At 69.8% G+C, this 16,082-nt stretch carries 12 protein-coding genes; 6 read left to right on the top strand and 6 right to left on the bottom strand.

Translation table 11 applies throughout. The annotated features are described in order from the left end of the window. Positions 1 to 17: 17 nt before the first annotated feature. The 3 genes from AB0J95_RS45305 to AB0J95_RS45295 all read left to right on the top strand — a co-directional run bounded on the left by AB0J95_RS45305 (position 18) and on the right by AB0J95_RS45295 (position 3,335). A complete protein-coding gene (locus tag AB0J95_RS45305) occupies positions 18 to 1,406 on the top strand; it encodes a PLP-dependent aminotransferase family protein (protein ID WP_364772131.1) in 1,389 nt (462 codons plus the stop codon). Between the two features lie 85 nt (positions 1,407 to 1,491). Continuing rightward, on the top strand, positions 1,492 to 2,469 hold the full coding sequence (locus AB0J95_RS45300) for an alpha/beta hydrolase (RefSeq protein WP_364772128.1): 978 nt from the start codon (positions 1,492 to 1,494) through the stop codon (positions 2,467 to 2,469). A gap of 206 nt (positions 2,470 to 2,675) precedes the next feature. Further along, positions 2,676 to 3,335, top strand: coding sequence for a hypothetical protein (locus AB0J95_RS45295; protein ID WP_364772126.1), 660 nt, complete (start codon positions 2,676 to 2,678; stop codon positions 3,333 to 3,335). Here the strand turns inward: AB0J95_RS45295 and AB0J95_RS45290 are convergent. Both AB0J95_RS45290 and AB0J95_RS45285 read right to left on the bottom strand, forming a co-directional pair. Continuing rightward, positions 3,292 to 6,459, bottom strand: a complete 3,168-nt coding sequence (locus AB0J95_RS45290) for an RNA polymerase sigma factor (protein WP_364772124.1) — start codon at positions 6,457 to 6,459, stop codon at positions 3,292 to 3,294. The two genes, AB0J95_RS45295 and AB0J95_RS45290, sit on opposite strands and share 44 nt — an antisense overlap. 286 nt (positions 6,460 to 6,745) lie before the next feature. Next, entirely contained in the window at positions 6,746 to 7,786 is a 1,041-nt protein-coding gene (locus AB0J95_RS45285; RefSeq protein WP_364772122.1) for an RICIN domain-containing protein, read from the bottom strand. Positions 7,787 to 7,994: 208 nt separating this feature from the next. On the opposite strand from AB0J95_RS45285, the gene AB0J95_RS45280 reads away from it, so the two are divergent. Continuing rightward, on the top strand, positions 7,995 to 12,059 hold the full coding sequence (locus AB0J95_RS45280; protein ID WP_364772120.1) for a SpoIIE family protein phosphatase: 4,065 nt from the start codon (positions 7,995 to 7,997) through the stop codon (positions 12,057 to 12,059). Then, positions 12,056 to 12,349 carry an STAS domain-containing protein gene (locus AB0J95_RS45275; RefSeq protein WP_364772118.1) on the top strand — a complete coding sequence of 98 codons (294 nt, stop codon included), beginning with the start codon at positions 12,056 to 12,058 and terminating at the stop codon, positions 12,347 to 12,349. The genes AB0J95_RS45280 and AB0J95_RS45275 overlap by 4 nt, the downstream gene beginning before the upstream one ends. An 11-nt stretch (positions 12,350 to 12,360) precedes the next feature. Here AB0J95_RS45275 and AB0J95_RS45270 read toward each other — a convergent pair whose 3' ends face one another. From AB0J95_RS45270 to AB0J95_RS45260, 3 genes are all read right to left on the bottom strand, one after another. Beyond that, positions 12,361 to 13,092 carry a GAF and ANTAR domain-containing protein gene (locus tag AB0J95_RS45270; protein WP_364772116.1) on the bottom strand — a complete coding sequence of 244 codons (732 nt, stop codon included), beginning with the start codon at positions 13,090 to 13,092 and terminating at the stop codon, positions 12,361 to 12,363. Between the two features lie 108 nt (positions 13,093 to 13,200). Beyond that, complete coding sequence (locus tag AB0J95_RS45265; protein WP_364772114.1) at positions 13,201 to 13,938, bottom strand: oxidoreductase; 738 nt, start codon at positions 13,936 to 13,938, stop codon at positions 13,201 to 13,203. 1 nt (position 13,939) lies between these two features. Next, positions 13,940 to 14,293, bottom strand: coding sequence for a nuclear transport factor 2 family protein (locus AB0J95_RS45260; protein WP_364772112.1), 354 nt, complete (start codon positions 14,291 to 14,293; stop codon positions 13,940 to 13,942). A gap of 86 nt (positions 14,294 to 14,379) precedes the next feature. Between AB0J95_RS45260 and AB0J95_RS45255 the strand changes: the two genes are divergently transcribed. Continuing rightward, positions 14,380 to 15,291 carry an AraC family transcriptional regulator gene (locus tag AB0J95_RS45255; RefSeq protein WP_364772110.1) on the top strand — a complete coding sequence of 304 codons (912 nt, stop codon included), beginning with the start codon at positions 14,380 to 14,382 and terminating at the stop codon, positions 15,289 to 15,291. Between the two features lie 2 nt (positions 15,292 to 15,293). On the opposite strand, the gene AB0J95_RS45250 is transcribed toward AB0J95_RS45255, so the two are convergent. Continuing rightward, positions 15,294 to 16,076, bottom strand: a complete 783-nt coding sequence (locus AB0J95_RS45250) for an SDR family oxidoreductase (RefSeq protein WP_364772108.1) — start codon at positions 16,074 to 16,076, stop codon at positions 15,294 to 15,296. Positions 16,077 to 16,082 lie beyond the last annotated feature (6 nt).

Raw genomic sequence — 16,082 nt, 5'->3', positions numbered from 1 at the left:
GGATGGGAAGGGGTGCCATGAGTCGTGTCGGCGTCGACCTGCACCTGGATGTGCGCGGTCCGAAGGTGCTGGCAGGGTTGACCGGGGCATTGCGGGACGCGGTGCGGACCGGCCGGCTCACGCCCGGCACGAAGCTGCCGTCCAGCCGCAGTCTCGCGTTGGATCTCGGTATCGCCCGGAACACCGTGGTGGCCGCGTATGCCGAGCTGATCGACGAGGGGTGGCTGACCGCGCGCCAAGGGGCGGGCACGCAGGTGGCGGACCGTCGTCAGGCGGTCGCCGAGCCGCGGCCACCTGTGACGAAGCAGCAGTCGTCCGATGAACGCCCGCTGCACGATCTGCGCCCCGGCCGGCCGGATGTCTCGTCGTTCCCCCGGGCCGCGTGGGTGAAGGCGACCCGGCGGGCGACCGAGCACGCCCCGGGCAGTGCGTTCGTCGCGACGCCGCCCGCCGGGCGGATGGAGCTGCGCCGCGCGTTGGCGGACTACCTCGCCCGCACCCGGGGCGTCTACACCGACCCGGAACGAATCGTGATCAGCTCCGGCGCGTCCCACGGCATCGCCCTGCTGGCCGCGGCTTTGCGGGTGCGGCGGACGGGTGCCGTGGCGGTCGAGGCGTATGGCATGCCGCTGCACCGTGAGTTGCTCGGCCGCGCCGGGCTGCGGACGCCGCCCATCCCGGTGGACCAGCACGGTGCCCGCACCGATCGGCTGGCCGGTGGCGGTGCGGTGCTGCTGACCCCCGCGCACCAGTTCCCGACCGGGGTCGCCCTCGACGCGCGGCGGCGGGCGGCCGCGGTCGACTGGGCCCGAGCCAACGGCGGCCTGGTGATCGAGGACGACTACGACGGTGAGTTCCGCTACGACCGCAAACCCGTCGGTGCCCTGCAGGGCCTCGACCCGGACCACGTCGTGTATCTCGGGACGGCCAGCAAGGCGATCGCCCCGGCGCTGCGCATCGGCTGGATGGTCGTGCCCGACTCATTGGCCGCGGACCTCGCCCGGGTGCTCGGCGGCATGGGCGTGACCGGGATCGTGGAGCAGCTCGCCCTCGCGGAGCTGCTCGACTCCGGCGGCTACGACAAACACGTCCGGATCATGCGCGGCCGCTACCGCCAGCGCCGCGACGAGCTGGTGGAGATGGTCGCCGGTCGCGGCGAGTCCGTCCGGATGCCCGGCATCGCCGCGGGCCTGCACGCCCTCATCGAACTCCCGCGCGACACCGAGAAGGCGACAGTCGCCAGCGCCGTGTCCCGCCGCCTCGCCGTCTACGGCCTCGACCTCTTCCGCCACCCCACGGTTCCGCGCGATCGGGATGCCCTGGTCGTTGGTTTCGGCGCCCCATCACCCAGCGGCTGGCCGAGTGCCCTCAACGCCCTGTCCCGGATCCTCCCCGATCGCCTGTAGCGCATGGTGGCCCTGGCGGTGGTCCGGTAGCGCCGGGACAATGCAGGTCGCCCTCTCGAAGTCGTTGGTGGGGAAGGACCTAGCGGTGCGCCGGACTACTCGGGCGGTTCTGTTCATGCTCCCGGCCGCCAGCGCCCTCTTCCAATGGTTGGCCGAGCGACGGGACAGTCGCCGGTTCCCGCCACCCGGCGAGCTGGTCGACATCGGTGGGCGGAGGATGCACGTCCTGCGCTCCGGCGGCCGCGGCCCGGTTGTGGTGGTGCAACCGGGTTTGGGGACGCCTGCGCTGGAGTGGGTCCGCGTTCAGGATGCTGTGGCCGCGCGTTCCGATGCGTCGGTCATCGTGGTCGATCGTGGCGGGATCGGCTGGAGCGACCCGGCTGCGTGGCCGCGGACGCCTGCCGCGATGGCCGGCGAACTCGACTCGCTGATCACGGCCTTGCGCATCGAGGGTCCGGTGATCATGGTCGGCCACTCGCTGGGCGGGTTGGTCGCGCGGGTGTTCGCGGCCCGCCATCCGGACCGGGTGGCGGAGCTGATCCTGGTCGACGCCTCTCACGAGGACAACACCCGCGTCCTTTCCCGGCTCGATCCCAAGATGGGCGTCCGTGACCTGTGGACGCTGGCGGTCAGTCATCGGGCGCGGGTGCTGGGGTTGTATCGGGCGCGTGTCGCCCTCGGCCTCGTCCCCGGGCTGCGGAAGCGGGCCTCCCAAGAGGTGCCCGCCGACCTCGTCGACGCCCACATCGCCCGCTCCCTCACCACGGCGCTGCGGCGGGCGGTGGTCCAGGAGGCGCTCGGAATGATCTTCGGCATGACCACGCCGAGGACCCTTGCCCGCCATTTCGGCGACCTGCCCATCACCGTGGTCACCGCCGGCCCGGATGGCCGCGAGCAGTGGTTTCCGGCCTGGGAGCAACTGCAGGCCGACTTCCTCACCATGTCCAGCAACACCCGCCAGGTCCGGGCCAGCCACACCACGCACAACATCAACGTCGATGACCCGGACCTCGTGGCCGCGGCGATCCTGGCGGCCATCGCCCGATCGCGGACGAGCGGCTGACCCCCGGCCACAGAAGACCAGGCCCGCGGTCGCGTGTACCTTCACGAGCCGAGGCGATGGGGAGCATGGGGAGTTCGAGCACGCGGCCAGCAGCTCTCGATCGGTTATCGGCACGACTCTTCCTCGACCCTGGCGAAATTCGGGGAGATCCGCCGCGATCGGGCCACAACACCGGTGAGACGCACAACAACCGAGGAGTGGTCGAGATGAGTGTGGCGGAACTGGTGTGGCGGCCGGAGTACAGGTCCATCGTCGTGATCGACATGGTGGGGTCGGGACGGTGGGATGACTGTGCGCAGCTGAGGTCGCGGGAGGCGCTGGATGTGGTGGTGCGGGCGGCGTTCCGGGCGGTGGGGGTCGAGTGGGGCACGCTCGTGGTGGAGGACCGGGGTGACGGGATGATCCTGTTGGTGCCGCCTGATGTGTCCAAAGTGGATCTGCTCGGTCCGCTGGTTCCCACGCTGGCAAAGGGATTGCGTGAGTACAATTCGGTGGTGGGGGAGGGTTTGCGGATCCGGCTGCGGGTGGCGATCCACGCCGGTGAGGTGCTGCGCGGACCGTCGGGGTGGGTGGGCACGGACCTGTATCTGGCCTGCCGGTTGGTCAACAGCTCGCCGCTGTACCAGGAGCTGGTGCGGTCGCCCGAGGTCGATCTCGTGGTCGTTGTGTCCCAGGCGATGCACGACGCGGTGGTCCGGCACGGCTATCCAGGGATCGACCGGGCCGCGTACACACAGGTCCGCGTGGTGGCCAAGGAAGTCGAGACCACCGCGTGGCTGCACGTTCCCGGCCCGGCGGTGGCGCCGCCGGGCCGGGAGGGCATCACCGTTGCCGCACCACGAGAGTGGAACCACCGCGTCCACTGAGGACACCGTCGAGGCTGTGGTCGTACTCGACGTGACCGTCCTTGGTGACCTGGAAGGCGTACCTCGTGGTGTTCTGCAACGCGAACACGTGCGGACCCGGCGCCAGCCGCAATGTCTTGAGCTGCGGTGAGACCCAGTACCCCGCGCCGCTGACACCGAAGTACGCCGTGCCGCACTCGCGGCCGTCGAAGGTGATCGAGACGCCGTGCAGCGCGAGCGTCGAGGTGCCCTCGCCGGTCAACGTGCCGCGCACGTCCGCCGGATAGGTGACGGTTCCCTGCGGGGTGAACGTGAACGGAATCTTGATGTTGCCGTAGGTGATGATGTCGTGCGGGCCGGGCAGCAGCTTGTAGGTGCGGATGGCCTGGCGCCCCTGCCAGCCGATGCCGTTGATCGTGTCGTCCGCGTAGTCGACTTCAGTGGTGTTGAAGGTCAAGGTGAGCCCGTGGATCGCGAGCGCGGTCGTGCCGCCGCCGGTGAACGTCCCACGCAGTTCCGGCTTGTACTCGACGTGCCCGTCGGGGCTCACGGTGAACGGCAACTTGATGCTGTTGTTCGTGACGATCTCGTGGGCGCCGGGCAACAACTTGAACTCCTGCAGCTTGCGCGGAGCCTTCCAGTCGACCGCGCCGACTGTGGTGTTGCCGTAGTCGATGTCGTTGGTGTCCAGGGTGATCGTGAACCCGCGAACGGTCAAAGTGGACGTTCCGCTGCCTGAGAGGATACTGCCCAGCTCTGGTTTGTAGCCCACTTCTCCCTGCTTGCCAACAGTGAACTGGAACCGCAGGTTGTTGTAGGTGACGATCTCATGCGGGCCGGCGAGGATCTTGTAGGTACGGCTTGGCTGACGCGCCTGCCAGCCGATCCCGCCGATGGTGGTGTTGAGGTAGTCGATCCCGGCCGTGTTCAGGGTCACCGCAACACCGTGCACGGCAAGGGTTCGAGTGCCGGACCCGGTCAGGGTTCCCTGCAGGTCGGCACGGTAGCCGACCGTCCCCTCCGGCGAGACGACGAACGGGAGCTGGATGTTGGTGTAGCTGAGGAACTGGTGTGCGCCGGGCAGGAGCTGGAAGACGCGGCTCGTGCCTGGGGCCTTGAAGTTGATGCCGCCGATGGTGGTGTTGCCGTCGTCGAGGTCGGTGGTGTTCAGCGTGACCGGCAGGCCGCGCAGCGTGAGTGTGCTCGTGCCCTGACCGTCGAGGACGCGATCCTGTTCGGCCGCGTAGTCGACGTGACCGTCCGGGGTGATCGCGAACGGCACGCCAGGGCTGCCGGTGGTGACGACCTGGTGCTGGCCGGGCAGCAGCTTGAAGGTGTGCTTCGGCTGCGGCGCCTTCCAGCCGACACCGCTGACCGAGCTGTTCGAGTAGTCCACGCCGGAGTTGTCGAGCGTCATCGGGATCCCGTGCACCACAAGAGTGTTAGTGCCGCGGCCGCCGAACATCCCGTCCTGGCTGTGGTCGTAGTCAACAGTGTTGTCATCGGCGACGGTGAACCAGACCTGCTGGCCCGGCACCGCCATCAGGAAGTGCCGCCCCGGAGTCAGTTTTTGGTGCTGGACGGCGGTTGTGGCCTGCCAGTTGCCGCCACCGGAGACCCCGAACATCATGTAGTCGGTGTCCCTGAGGTCGAACCCGGTGTTCTCGTAGCGCGGCGCCTGCGTGCCGCCGGTAGTAGTGGTGGTCTCCGTCGTTGTGGTGCCGGTGGAGGACGAGTCGGTCGAACTGGTTTCTGTGGCGCCCGTCTGGGTTTGGTTGTCTGACGATCGCTGTGACTGTTGAGTGGCTGAAGTCGTCGTGGCCGGTGCGGGAGGGTTCGGCGCCGGTTCTCCGGCTTGCGCCGGTTGGTCGTTGCCCGGTTGCGGCTTCGGGGTGGTGGTGGTCGTCGTAGTGGGTGGACCGGCGACGGGGCCTGGGTTCTGCGAGCTGGGATCGGTGGGCTTTGGTGTGGTCGAGATCGGCGGCGGTTGCAGAGCTTCGCCGTACGCCGGTGGCGGGAACGGCGCTGACGCGGTGATCAACCCGCAAATGCCCAGCACGACCGCGGCCGCGGTACTGGCGAGGGCCCGCACGATGATCGGGTCGTGCGCGAGCTGGGTGATCGAGGTCATCAGCCGCGACCCGGTCACCCGGGACAGGATCGGCAGCGACCCACCCGGTCCCGTCGGCTTGTCCACCACCTTTTCCAACGCGGCCACGGTGGGTTCGGCGACCGCCACCGCCGCGGGCGCGTCACTCGCGCGGCCGAACAGCGCCGCCAGCATGCGGCGCCGTTCGTCGTCGTCCGCAAAGACCAGCCCCGGTCCCAGGACCCAGTTCACGTAGTCGCGGGCGTTGTCCGCGCCGGCACCGCATTTCGCGCACCCGGCGGCGTGCTTGAGGACCTTGTCGGACTGTTTCGGCTCCAGCACCAGGTTGTGGCCGGCCGCCAGCTGGGCCTCGGTCAGCAGCTCAGCCAGCATCAGACCGAGATCCGGGCACGCGCTGCGGCCCGACCGGGCCAGTACCAGCGCGGCCGCGGCGTTCACAGTCGCCAGCCGGGCCCGGTGCAGCTGCCGGTCGACCTGGCTGGCCCGCATGCCGAGCGCCTCACCCAGCTCCGCGCTCGTGATCTTGCGCCGCAGGGCGACGTTCAGCTCGATGTGTTTGGTGATCACCTTCCGCAGACTGGGACTGATCGCCGTGATGGCGATCTGCACGATCCGCCAGAGTTCGCGTTTGCCCAGCAGGGTCTCGAAGTCCGCGGGCTGGTCGGGCCGGTCGTCGTCGGTGAGCTCGTTGGCGAGCTCCAGGACGACACCGTGGTCGCGCACGTGGTCCTCGGGGACCTCGACATCGCTGTAGTGCTTGAGCTCCTCGTAGTGGCGTTTGAGCATGTTCCAGGCGATGCCGGTCAGCCAGGCGGCGATGTCCTTGGGCTCGTTGCCGCGCTGGATGCCCTCCAGCGCCTTGACGAACACCTCATGGACGTAGTCGTCGGCGTCCGCCGGGTTGCGCAACCGGGACCGGAAGTATCTGCCCAGCCGGTCGCGGCAGAGGTCATAGAGCTGCCGCTGCGCCAGCCGCTGCCCGGCGCCTTCCGCGAACCGCAGCCGTTGCACCAGGTCACTGTGGTCGGCGGTCATCGCGCACCGCCTTGAGCCGTCGTCATCTTTCCTCCCGAAGGGCACCGGTCGGACCGTGTCGGGAGGTACGTGCGAGCGGACCGCGAGTTCTCCCCGCGGTTTCCCAAGATTTTTCCGGCTGTCAGCACAACCGCGAACACCATCGTCAGCCCCCTCGGCCAAGTGCCCGAAGGATCCCGCACCCACCTGCCCGCCCGCGATCGCCCGATAGGGTGTGCCTGCCCGAAACCCGCATTTCGGCGCGTTGCAAGCGATCCGGCCCCGCGGAGGGGCCGGATCGCGGGAATCAGCCGGTGTAGTACGGCGTGCCGCGCCACTGGGCGGCGGTGACGTCAGGGCCGTCGTTGTTGTCACCGAGGTTGGCGTCGTTGATCAGGAACTCGAAGTCGCCCGGGGCCTGCTTGACCATCAGGCAGCCGCTGTCCTGGCCGATGTACTGCCACTGGCCCGGGTCGATCGAGCGCGCGAACCCACGTCCGCTCACCCACACCGCCGAACCGGTGCGCACCCGCATGAGCAGTCCGTACTTCGGCGAACCCGGAAGCGGCCAGCGGCCGTCGTCCGGGGCGATGTCGCCGACGTCCCCGGACGGTGGCTTGTGCGAGCCCCACGTGGCGATCTGGGTGCTGCCGGTGGCGGTGAAGCGGATCAGGTCACCGGGCAGGAAGCCGCCGTTGCTGTGCCAGAACGGATCGTCCAGGCCGCTGTGCCAGAAGGTGTTGCGGTTGCCGATGGCACGGAACATGGCACCGGGCGGGACCGCCGGTGTCGTGCACGCGGCGACCTGCGGTGACGTGGTCAGCGCCCATTCCTGCCGCAGGTCGCTGGTGGAACAGTCGAACTGGCGCAGCTGACGGCCCTGTGCGCTGGACAGGCCGTCCATGGTCAGGCACTTGCCGCTGTTGACGTTGCGGAACTTCGTGGTGCGCACCCCGTCCGGCCGGGTCTGGAAGATCTCCTCGCGCCACACCTGCGCGGTGCCGCCGTAGCACGGCCATTGCCAGACCGGGGCCCAGTTGTCGGTGCTGCCCCACGCGACATCCACGCACATCCCGCTGCCGATGCCGCGGATCTCCACCCCGCCGGGCACGTTGACCAGCTTCCACCGCTGGTTGTCGGCGCCCAGCAGCGGCCAGACCTGGATGGGTGTCTGCGCGTCGGTCCGATATCCGAAGACGTCCATCGCCAGGCCGGTCGCCGGGTTGGTCAGCGTACCGACCGGCTGGTCCGGCCACGGCAGCACGGGCGCGGCGTTGGCCTGCGCCAACGGCAGCCCGAGGACGGCCGCGACCGCCAGCAGCAGGCACCAGATTCGTCGAAGTGACATGGCACTCCTCGTTTCACCGGTTGCGGGCGGCCGGTTGACCGCCTCGCCGGTGACGTGCCGCCCCGCGGCGATTTCTCCCCAGAGAATCTCGCTGTCCGGCACAACCGCCGGTGGCTGGCTATTCTTCGACGCAGGTACCGGGCTGCGACCACAGGGGACAGCGCGCAATGCTTCGGTTTCTCTGCTGGCACGAGGGAGTGACTGTCCGGTGACCCACGTGCCCGACGTGTTCGCCGCCGACGGTGAGGTCGGCGCGGACCTGGCGGCGGTCGACTGGGCCGCGGGCCCGCTCGGCCCGCCCTCCGGCTGGCCGCAGAGCCTGCGGACGGCGGTGAGCATCGTGCTGTCGTCCCGGTTCCCGATGTGGCTGGCCTGGGGACCCGAACTGACGTTCTTCTGCAACGCCGCCTACCGCCGCGACACCCTCGGCCGCAAATACCCGTGGGCGCTGGGCCGCCCCGCCCGCGAGGTGTGGGCGGAGATCTGGCGCGACATCGGCCCGCGGATCGAGACCGTGCTCACCACCGGACAGGCGACCTGGGACGAGGAACTGCTGCTGTTGCTGGAGCGGTCCGGTTACCCCGAGGAGACCTACCACACGTTCTCCTACAGCCCGCTGCGCGACGACGCGGGCGTCGTGGTCGGCATGCTGTGCGTGGTCAGCGAGGACACCGACAAGGTCATCGGCGAGCGGCGGATGGCAACGCTGCGCGACCTCGGGTCGGACACCAGCGTCGTCCGCACCGAACAGCAGACCCTCGCGTTCCTCCACGACCAGCTGAACGGCAACCTCCGGGACCTGCCGTTCACGCTGACCTACCTGTTCGAGGACGACGGCAGTGCGCGCCTGGCGGGTGCGACCGGGTTCGGCGCCACGTTCCCGGCGGCCGAGGTTTGGCCGGAGGCCCACTCTGGGCAGTCCGTGGTCGTGCAGCTCGACAAGGACCCCCTCACCGGCCTGCCCGGCGGCGACTGGCCGGAGCCGCCCGCCGAGGCCCTGCTGGTGCCGTTGCAGCAGCAGGGGATCGCGCCCTACGGGTTCCTGGTCGCCGGGCTCAACCGGTACCGGCCGCTGGACGAGGCCTACCGCGGCTTCGTCGAACTGGTCGCCGGGCATGTCGTGTCGGGGATCGCCGGTGCCCGCAGCTACCAGGCGCAGCAGCGGCGGGCCGAGGAGCTGGCCGAGCTGGACCGGGCCAAGACCACGTTCTTCGCCAACATCAGCCACGAGTTCCGCACCCCGCTCGCGTTGATCATGGGCCCGGTCGCCGAGCTGCGCGACCGGCTGGGCGGCCACGACCCGGAGACCCAGCGGGAGCTGGACCTCGTCCACCGCAACGGACTGCGGCTGGGCAAGCTGGTCACCGCGCTGCTGGACTTCTCCCGCATCGAGGCCGGGCGGATGAAGGCGAGCTACGAGCCCGCCGACTTGGCCGCCGTCACCTCGGACCTGGCCAGCGTGTTCCGCTCGGCGATCGAGAAGGCCGGGCTGGCCTTCGAGGTCGACTGCCCGCCGCTGCCCGAGCCGGTGTACATCGACCGGGGCATGTGGGAGAAGGTGATCTTCAACCTGTTGAGCAACGCGCTGAAGTTCACCTTCGACGGTTCGGTCCGGGTCTCGGTGCACGCCGGTGACGGCGAGGCCGTGGTGACCGTCGCCGACACCGGGATCGGCGTCGCGCCCGAGGAGATACCTCGGCTGTTCCAGCGGTTCCACCGGATCGAGAACGTCCGCGGCCGGTCCAACGAGGGCAGCGGTATCGGCCTGGCGCTCGTGCAGGAGCTCGTCGGCCTGCACGGCGGCACGATCACGGCGGACAGCGTCGAGTCCGAGGGCACACGATTCACCATCCGGCTGCCGTTCGGTTCGGCTCATCTGCCCGCCGACGCCTTGTCAGCGGGTGCGGGCACGGCGACCCCGGCCATCACTGCCGACCCGTACGTGCAGGAGGCGTTGCGCTGGCTGCCCGGCGAGCACAACGGCGACGACCCGGGCATGAACCTCGCTGTGGCGCCGTCCACGACCACAGTCCTGATCGCCGACGACAACGCCGACATGCGGGAGTACCTGGCCCGCCTGCTGACTGGCGCCGGCTACGAGGTCCGCACGGTCACCGACGGTGTGGAGGCCTTGGAGTCGGTCCGCCGGCGTCCGGTCGATCTTGTCGTCAGCGACGTGATGATGCCGCGCCTGGACGGCCTGTCCCTGGTGGCGGCCCTGCGAGCGGACCGGCGGACCGAGACGGTCCCGGTCCTGCTGCTGTCCGCGCGCGCCGGGCAGGAGGCGTCGGCCGAGGGACTGCGCGCCGGGGCCGACGACTACCTGGTCAAGCCGTTCAGCGCGGCCGAGCTGCTGGCCAGGGTCCGCGCGAACGTGGACCTGGTCCGGTTGCGCACCCACCACGTCCGATGGCGTGCCGCGCTGATCGACTCGTTGCAGGAGGCGTTCTTCGTCTGCGACGAGGACGGCAACGTCGTGGAGATCAACCGCGCGTTCACCGACATCCTCGGCTACGGCCCGGACCGGATGCCCTACGCGCCGCCGCACCCGTGGTGGCCGGACGAGCACGCAGATCCCGAGGCGCACCGCCAGATCATGGCCGTGTTCCGCGAACTGATCGGCCGCGAGCGCGGCAGTCACACCATTCCGGTGAACCACCGCGACGGCCGCCGGATGTGGATCAGCGTCACGGTCAACCCGGCCGAGGACCCCGACTCGGGCCGCAAGGTCGTGGTGGGCACGTTCCGGGATGTCACCGCCGAGCGCCACGCGATCCAGCGGGACACCGCGCTGGCGGCGTTGAGCATGCGGATGTCCGAGGCGACCAGTGTGTCCGACGCGTTGGCCGGTGCGTTGGACCAGATGCGGCGGTTGTGGGATGCCGAGCGCGTTGTGGCCGTCGTCTTCGACGAGCGCGACCGGCCGACGACGACCAGCACCGACCCCGGCTTCTCGTGGGACGACCTCCCGGGCCACTGGCGGGAGGCGTTGACCGCGCTGCGCGAACGGCCCGCCCTGACCACGACCGCCGACGGCACCGGCATCGCCTTCGGGCATCCCGACGGCACTGTGGTGCTCGGCGTCGACCTGGCCGCCGATCGCCAGTTCACCGAACAGGACACCCTGCTGCTGTCGCTGCTGGCCGCCCACCTCGCCCAAGGTCTGGCCCGTGTCCACCAGATCGACCAGCAGCGCGAGACCGCCCTGGCGCTGCAACGGGCCCTTCTCGGTCCGTCGCAGCTGCCCGGCGGGTTCGCCGTCCGGTACGAGCCGGCCGCCCGGCCGCTCGCGGTGGGCGGCGACTGGTACGACGTCGTGGCCCTGCCGGACGGCCGGATCGGCATCGTGGTCGGTGACTGCGTCGGCCGCGGCCTGAAAGCCGCCGCGGTCATGGGGCAGCTGCGCAGCGCCTGCCGGGCCCTCCTGTTGCAGCAGACCGGTCCGGCCCGCACCCTGATGGCGCTGGACACCTTCGCGGCGGGCATCCCCGAGGCCAGGTGCACGACCGTGTTCTGCGGCGTTCTCGACCCGGAAACGGGTCACCTGACCTACTCCAGCGCCGGCCACCTGCCGCCGGTCCTCGCGGATCCGCACGGCGGCACCGTGCTGCTCGGCCGGGCGGGCTCGGTCCCGCTGGCCGTGCTGCCCGGGGCCGACCGCCCGGAAGCGGACTGTGTCGTGCCTGCTCGCGCCACCTTGCTCGTGTACACCGACGGGCTGGTCGAGCGCCGCCGCCGGTCGCTGACCGACGGCATCGACCAGGCCGCCGCCGTCCTCCTCGGCGGTCGCGACCTGGCGCTCGACGAGCTCGCCACGCGGCTGATGACGAAACTGGCCCCGGCCGAGGGGTATGAGGACGACGTGGCTCTCCTGCTGTGGCGCCATCCGGTGCCGTTCGACCTGACGTTCCCCGCCGAACCCGCGCGGCTGCGGGAGGTCCGAAGAAAGCTGCGCACGTGGATGGACCGCTGCGGGCTTACGCGGGAGACCGCTCAGGGAGTGCTGGTGGCCGCGGGTGAGGCGTGCACCAACGCGATCGAACACGGTTACCGGGGCACGTCACCCGGCGCCATCCGGTTGCGGCTGGAGGCGACGGCCCGTGAGCTGTTCCTGAGCGTGGCCGACACCGGTCGCTGGCGGCCACCCCAGCCCGAGGCCGACCCGATGCGTGGCCGGGGCATCAAGCTGATGCGTGCGATCATGCGAAAGGTCACCTTCCTTCCCGGCCCGGACGGCACCACCGTCGACATGCACATGAGGATCCCCGGATGACGACACCACTGACCGTGACACCCGAGCGGGGGCCGGACGGAACCGTGGTCCTCTTGGCCACCGGCGAGATCGACATGACCAACAGCGACGTGCTCACCGAGGCGATCGAGGGCACGCCCGGCCGGGTCGTGGTGGACCTGTCCGGGGTCGAGTACATCGACAGCGCCGGGCTGGCCGTGCTGTTCATCCACGCCGAGCGCATCGAGGTGGTGGTCCCGTCGGTGCTGGCGCCCGTGGTCGCGTTCTCCGGCCTGTCCACGATGACGACCGTGCACGGTCTGGGGGACTGAAACAGGCGCCGTCAGGCGTCCTCGTCCTCCGACATCCGGCGGACGAACTCGGTCGCCACCTCCCGCAGCTTGACGTTCTGCCGCTGGGACTGCTCGATCAGCCTGCCGATGGCCTGCTCGTCGGTGATCTTGTGAACCGCCATCAGGATGCCTTTGGCCTGCTCGATCACCGCGCGGGACTGCATCGCGGCTCTGAGGTTCTCCGCGAGCTCGCGGGTCTCCCGGTAGCGCCGCGCGGTGCGCAGGCAGAACGCCACGACGGTAGTGTACAGCTCCAGCAGTTTGCCGTCGGTCTCGTGGAACCCGTGGTCCTCGAACCCGAACAGGTTGATCGCCCCCGAGAGCCGGTCGTCCACCCGCAGCGGCGCGGCGAGGTAGCTGCGGACCCCATGCCGCAGCGCGGGCTCGACGAAATCCGGCCACAGCTCGTGCGCGGTCCCCGTCGACACCCGCACGGTCTGCCCGGTGCGCGCGGCCTCCAGGCACGGGCCGTACCCGGCCTCGTACTGGGCCAGGTCGACCTTCAGCGCGCGTTCGTCGGTGTGGGCTTCCGTCCGGGGCGTCCGGCCGGTGATGGACGTGATGCTGGCCATGTCGGCGCCGGGCACGACCCGCACCGCCTCGGCGCAGATCGCGGTCAGCGTCTGCGGGCCACCGGGGTCGTCCTCCAGCGCCGCCGTCAGGTCCGCCATCGAGGTGCGGACATCGTCCAGCAGGTCGGTGACGTCCTCGTTGCTCTGCATGGAACCTCCTGCGGCGTGTGGTGCTCACGAGCACTGTGCCTGCCGCTGGCGGTTCAACGGAACGGCCAAATGACCTCGGGCCGCCAGTATGCACTCTCCCGCGGGTCATTAGACAGCGGGGACGTTGCCGCCGTCGATCCGGTACTCGGCGCCGGTGATCCACGAGGCCTGCCCGGACACCAGGAACGCGACCAGGTCGGCGACCTCCCGCGGCCGCCCGGGCCGGCCCAGGGGCACCCCGCCGAGGGATTTCAGCAGTTCGGCACGCGCGATGTCCGGGTCGGCGGAGAACTTGCCGAGCACCCGCCGGGCGCCTTCGGTCTCGATGAACCCGGGCAGCACCGAGTTGACCCGGATGCCGCGCGGGCCGAGTTCGGCGGCCAGGCGCTTGCTGTACGCGGTCAACGCCGCCTTGGCGCTGGCGTACGGCAACGGCCCGGTCATGGGCATCAGCCGGGCAATCGACGTGATGTGCACGATCGCGCTCCCGGCGGTCAGGTGCGGGATGACCGCGCGGTCGATCCGCATCGGCGCCAGCAGGTTGAGCTCGAGGACGTCCTGCCAGTCCTGGTCGCGGCAGGACTCGGCCGGGCCCGGCTCGAAGTGGAACCCGCCGGCGTTGTGCACGACGATGTCGACGCCACCGAAGGTATCGAGAACCTCTTGCGCGACAAGGGAAGCGTCGATGGCGAGGTCGGCCTTGACGAACAACTCGGCGGGGGAGCCGGCGGCCGAACGGGCGGTGGTGGCCACGCGGGCGCCTTCGTCGGTCAAGCGGGTGACGATCGCGGCGCCGATACCTTTGGTGCCACCGGTCACCAGGACGCGTTTGCCTGCCAGGTCCATGTCAGTACCCCGGCTTCTCGGCGATGATCATCAACGTGGTGATCCGCTCGCCGATGACGGTGAAGTGGTAGCTGAGCACGAGCGGGTCGGGCAGGCCGGTCTTGTCGTAGGTGCCGTCGAGCTGCGCGTCGACGATCCACGTGTCGTAGTGCCGCCGGACACCCACAACGTTCATGGTCACCTTCGCGCCGACGATCTCCTTGTCGATGAACCGCCCGATCGACGCGGCGCCCCAGAAGTTGCGCTGGATGTCGTTGACCAGGGCGTCCTCGGCGAAGGTCGCGAGCATGCCGTCTGTGTCGTGGGCGTTGCCCGCCTCGATGAAGCGGGTCACCACCTGTGGAAGTTCTGTCATGTCATCCACGCTATGAGCGTTCGCTGAGACGATCCATAGCCAAGAATCGCGGGTGCATGTCCGATCGTCTGGCGTAGGCTGACGGTGTGGACATCATCGGTGAGGCGATCGCGTCGATGCGGGCCGGCGCGCCGACCTCCGCGCGCTGCAGCCTGCGGACGCCGTGGGGGATGCGGTTCCCGGCGATGGGCGGCGCCGGTTTCCACGTGATCCTGCAGGGCGCGGCCTGGATGCTGCCGCCCGGCGACGCCGATCCGATCCGCCTGAACGTGGGTGACGTCGTCTTCGTGTCCCACGGCCGCAGCCACGCCCTGGTCGACGACCCGAAGTCGCCGCAGCACCCCATGGGCGGGGTCGCCGCCCCGGACATCCCGGACGGTGACGGCCCGCGCACCTCGATGCTGTGCGGCTCCTACTACCTCGACACCATCCGCCCACACCCACTGATCGCGGCCCTGCCCGAAGTGATCCACCTGCCGGCCAAGGTCGCACCCGAGCCCGGCGTCCAGTCCATTGTGGACCTCCTGGGCGCCGAAATGGACGAACGCCGGCCAGGAACGAGCGCCGCCATCCCAGCCCTGCTCGACCTGCTGCTGCTCTACATCATCCGCACCTGGTACCGCACCAACCCCAGCGGCTGGGCCTCCGCCATGACCGACCCGGCGATCTCCGCGGCACTGGGCCGCATCCAGCACCACCCCGAGACACAGTGGACAGTCGCCAGTCTCGCCGAACACGTCGGCCTGTCCCGCGCCACCTTCGCCCGCCGGTTCACCGAGCTGGTCGGCGAACCTCCGTTGAGCTACCTCACCTGGTGGCGGATGACCAAGGCCGGCCACCTCCTCGGCCGCGGCGACCAGCCGCTGGCCGCGATCGCCCGTCAGGTCGGCTACCAGTCCGAGTTCGCGTTCAGCAAGGCCTTCAAACGCGAGTTCTCCTTGTCACCCACCGACTACCGCCGCCAGCGCCGATCCGGCGCGCGCATGGTCGACGCATGATCTCAGACAGCGGACCAGCCGTTGTCGACGGGGAGGATGACTCCGTTGATGTTGCTGGCGGCGTCGGAGGCGAGGAAGACGATGGCGGCGGCTTGTTCGTCCGGAGTGGACACCCGGCCGACGTTCTTCGCATAGCCGCCAACGATCTGGGGGCCGACGGCGCCGGGGTCCACGTCGAGGGTGATGCCGGTCATGGTGCCGCCGGGGGCGATGGCGTTGGCGCGGATCCCGGCCTCGCGGTACATGATCGCGACCGACTTGGTCAGCCCGACGATGCCGTGCTTGGACACGGTGTACGCGGTGCCTGAGGCGCTTCCGCGCAGAGCCGCCTCGGACGCGGTGTAGACGATGGCGCCCTTGCCCTTGGCGAGCATGTGGGGGAGGACCGCGCGGGTCAGCAGGAACGGCGCGGTGAGGTTCACCCGGAGAACGCGCTCCCACTCGGTGTCGGTGACGTCGGCCGCGGCGGACATCCGGTCCATGATCCCGGCGTTGTTCACCAACACGTCGATGCCGCCGAAGGTCTCCACGGCTGTGGTGACCACCTGGTCGACCACCGCGGGGTCACTCAGATCCCCGACCACGGGTACCGCGTTGCCGATCTCGTCGGCGACGGCCTTGGCGGTCTCCGCGTTGACATCGGCCACGACGACATTGGCGCCCTGCGAGGCGAACCGGAGGGCGGTCGCCCGGCCGATCCCCGAACCCGCACCCGTCACGACAACGCTGGTGTTCTCCACAGTGGACTCCGATCGCTCGGACGCCAGCGTACAACTTAATGACACGAAGTG

It is taken from the genome of Actinocrispum sp. NPDC049592, assembly GCF_040675465.1.
In the GTDB taxonomy this organism is placed as follows: Bacteria; Actinomycetota; Actinomycetes; order Mycobacteriales; family Pseudonocardiaceae; genus Kibdelosporangium.
This window is presented reverse-complemented; position numbering and strand designations above follow the sequence as displayed.

Bases quoted from the DNA above. Each gene is read 5' to 3' on its own strand.
- AB0J95_RS45265 (WP_364772114.1), bottom strand. From the start codon at position 13,938: ATGGACCTGGCAGGCAAACGCGTCCTGGTGACCGGTGGCACCAAAGGT.
- AB0J95_RS45305 (WP_364772131.1), top strand. From the start codon at position 18: ATGAGTCGTGTCGGCGTCGACCTGCACCTGGATGTGCGCGGTCCGAAG.
- AB0J95_RS45275 (WP_364772118.1), top strand. From the start codon at position 12,056: ATGACGACACCACTGACCGTGACACCCGAGCGGGGGCCGGACGGAACC.
- AB0J95_RS45270 (WP_364772116.1), bottom strand. From the start codon at position 13,092: ATGCAGAGCAACGAGGACGTCACCGACCTGCTGGACGATGTCCGCACC.
- AB0J95_RS45260 (WP_364772112.1), bottom strand. From the start codon at position 14,293: ATGACAGAACTTCCACAGGTGGTGACCCGCTTCATCGAGGCGGGCAAC.
- AB0J95_RS45285 (WP_364772122.1), bottom strand. From the start codon at position 7,786: ATGTCACTTCGACGAATCTGGTGCCTGCTGCTGGCGGTCGCGGCCGTC.
- AB0J95_RS45290 (WP_364772124.1), bottom strand. From the start codon at position 6,459: ATGACCGCCGACCACAGTGACCTGGTGCAACGGCTGCGGTTCGCGGAA.
- AB0J95_RS45295 (WP_364772126.1), top strand. From the start codon at position 2,676: ATGAGTGTGGCGGAACTGGTGTGGCGGCCGGAGTACAGGTCCATCGTC.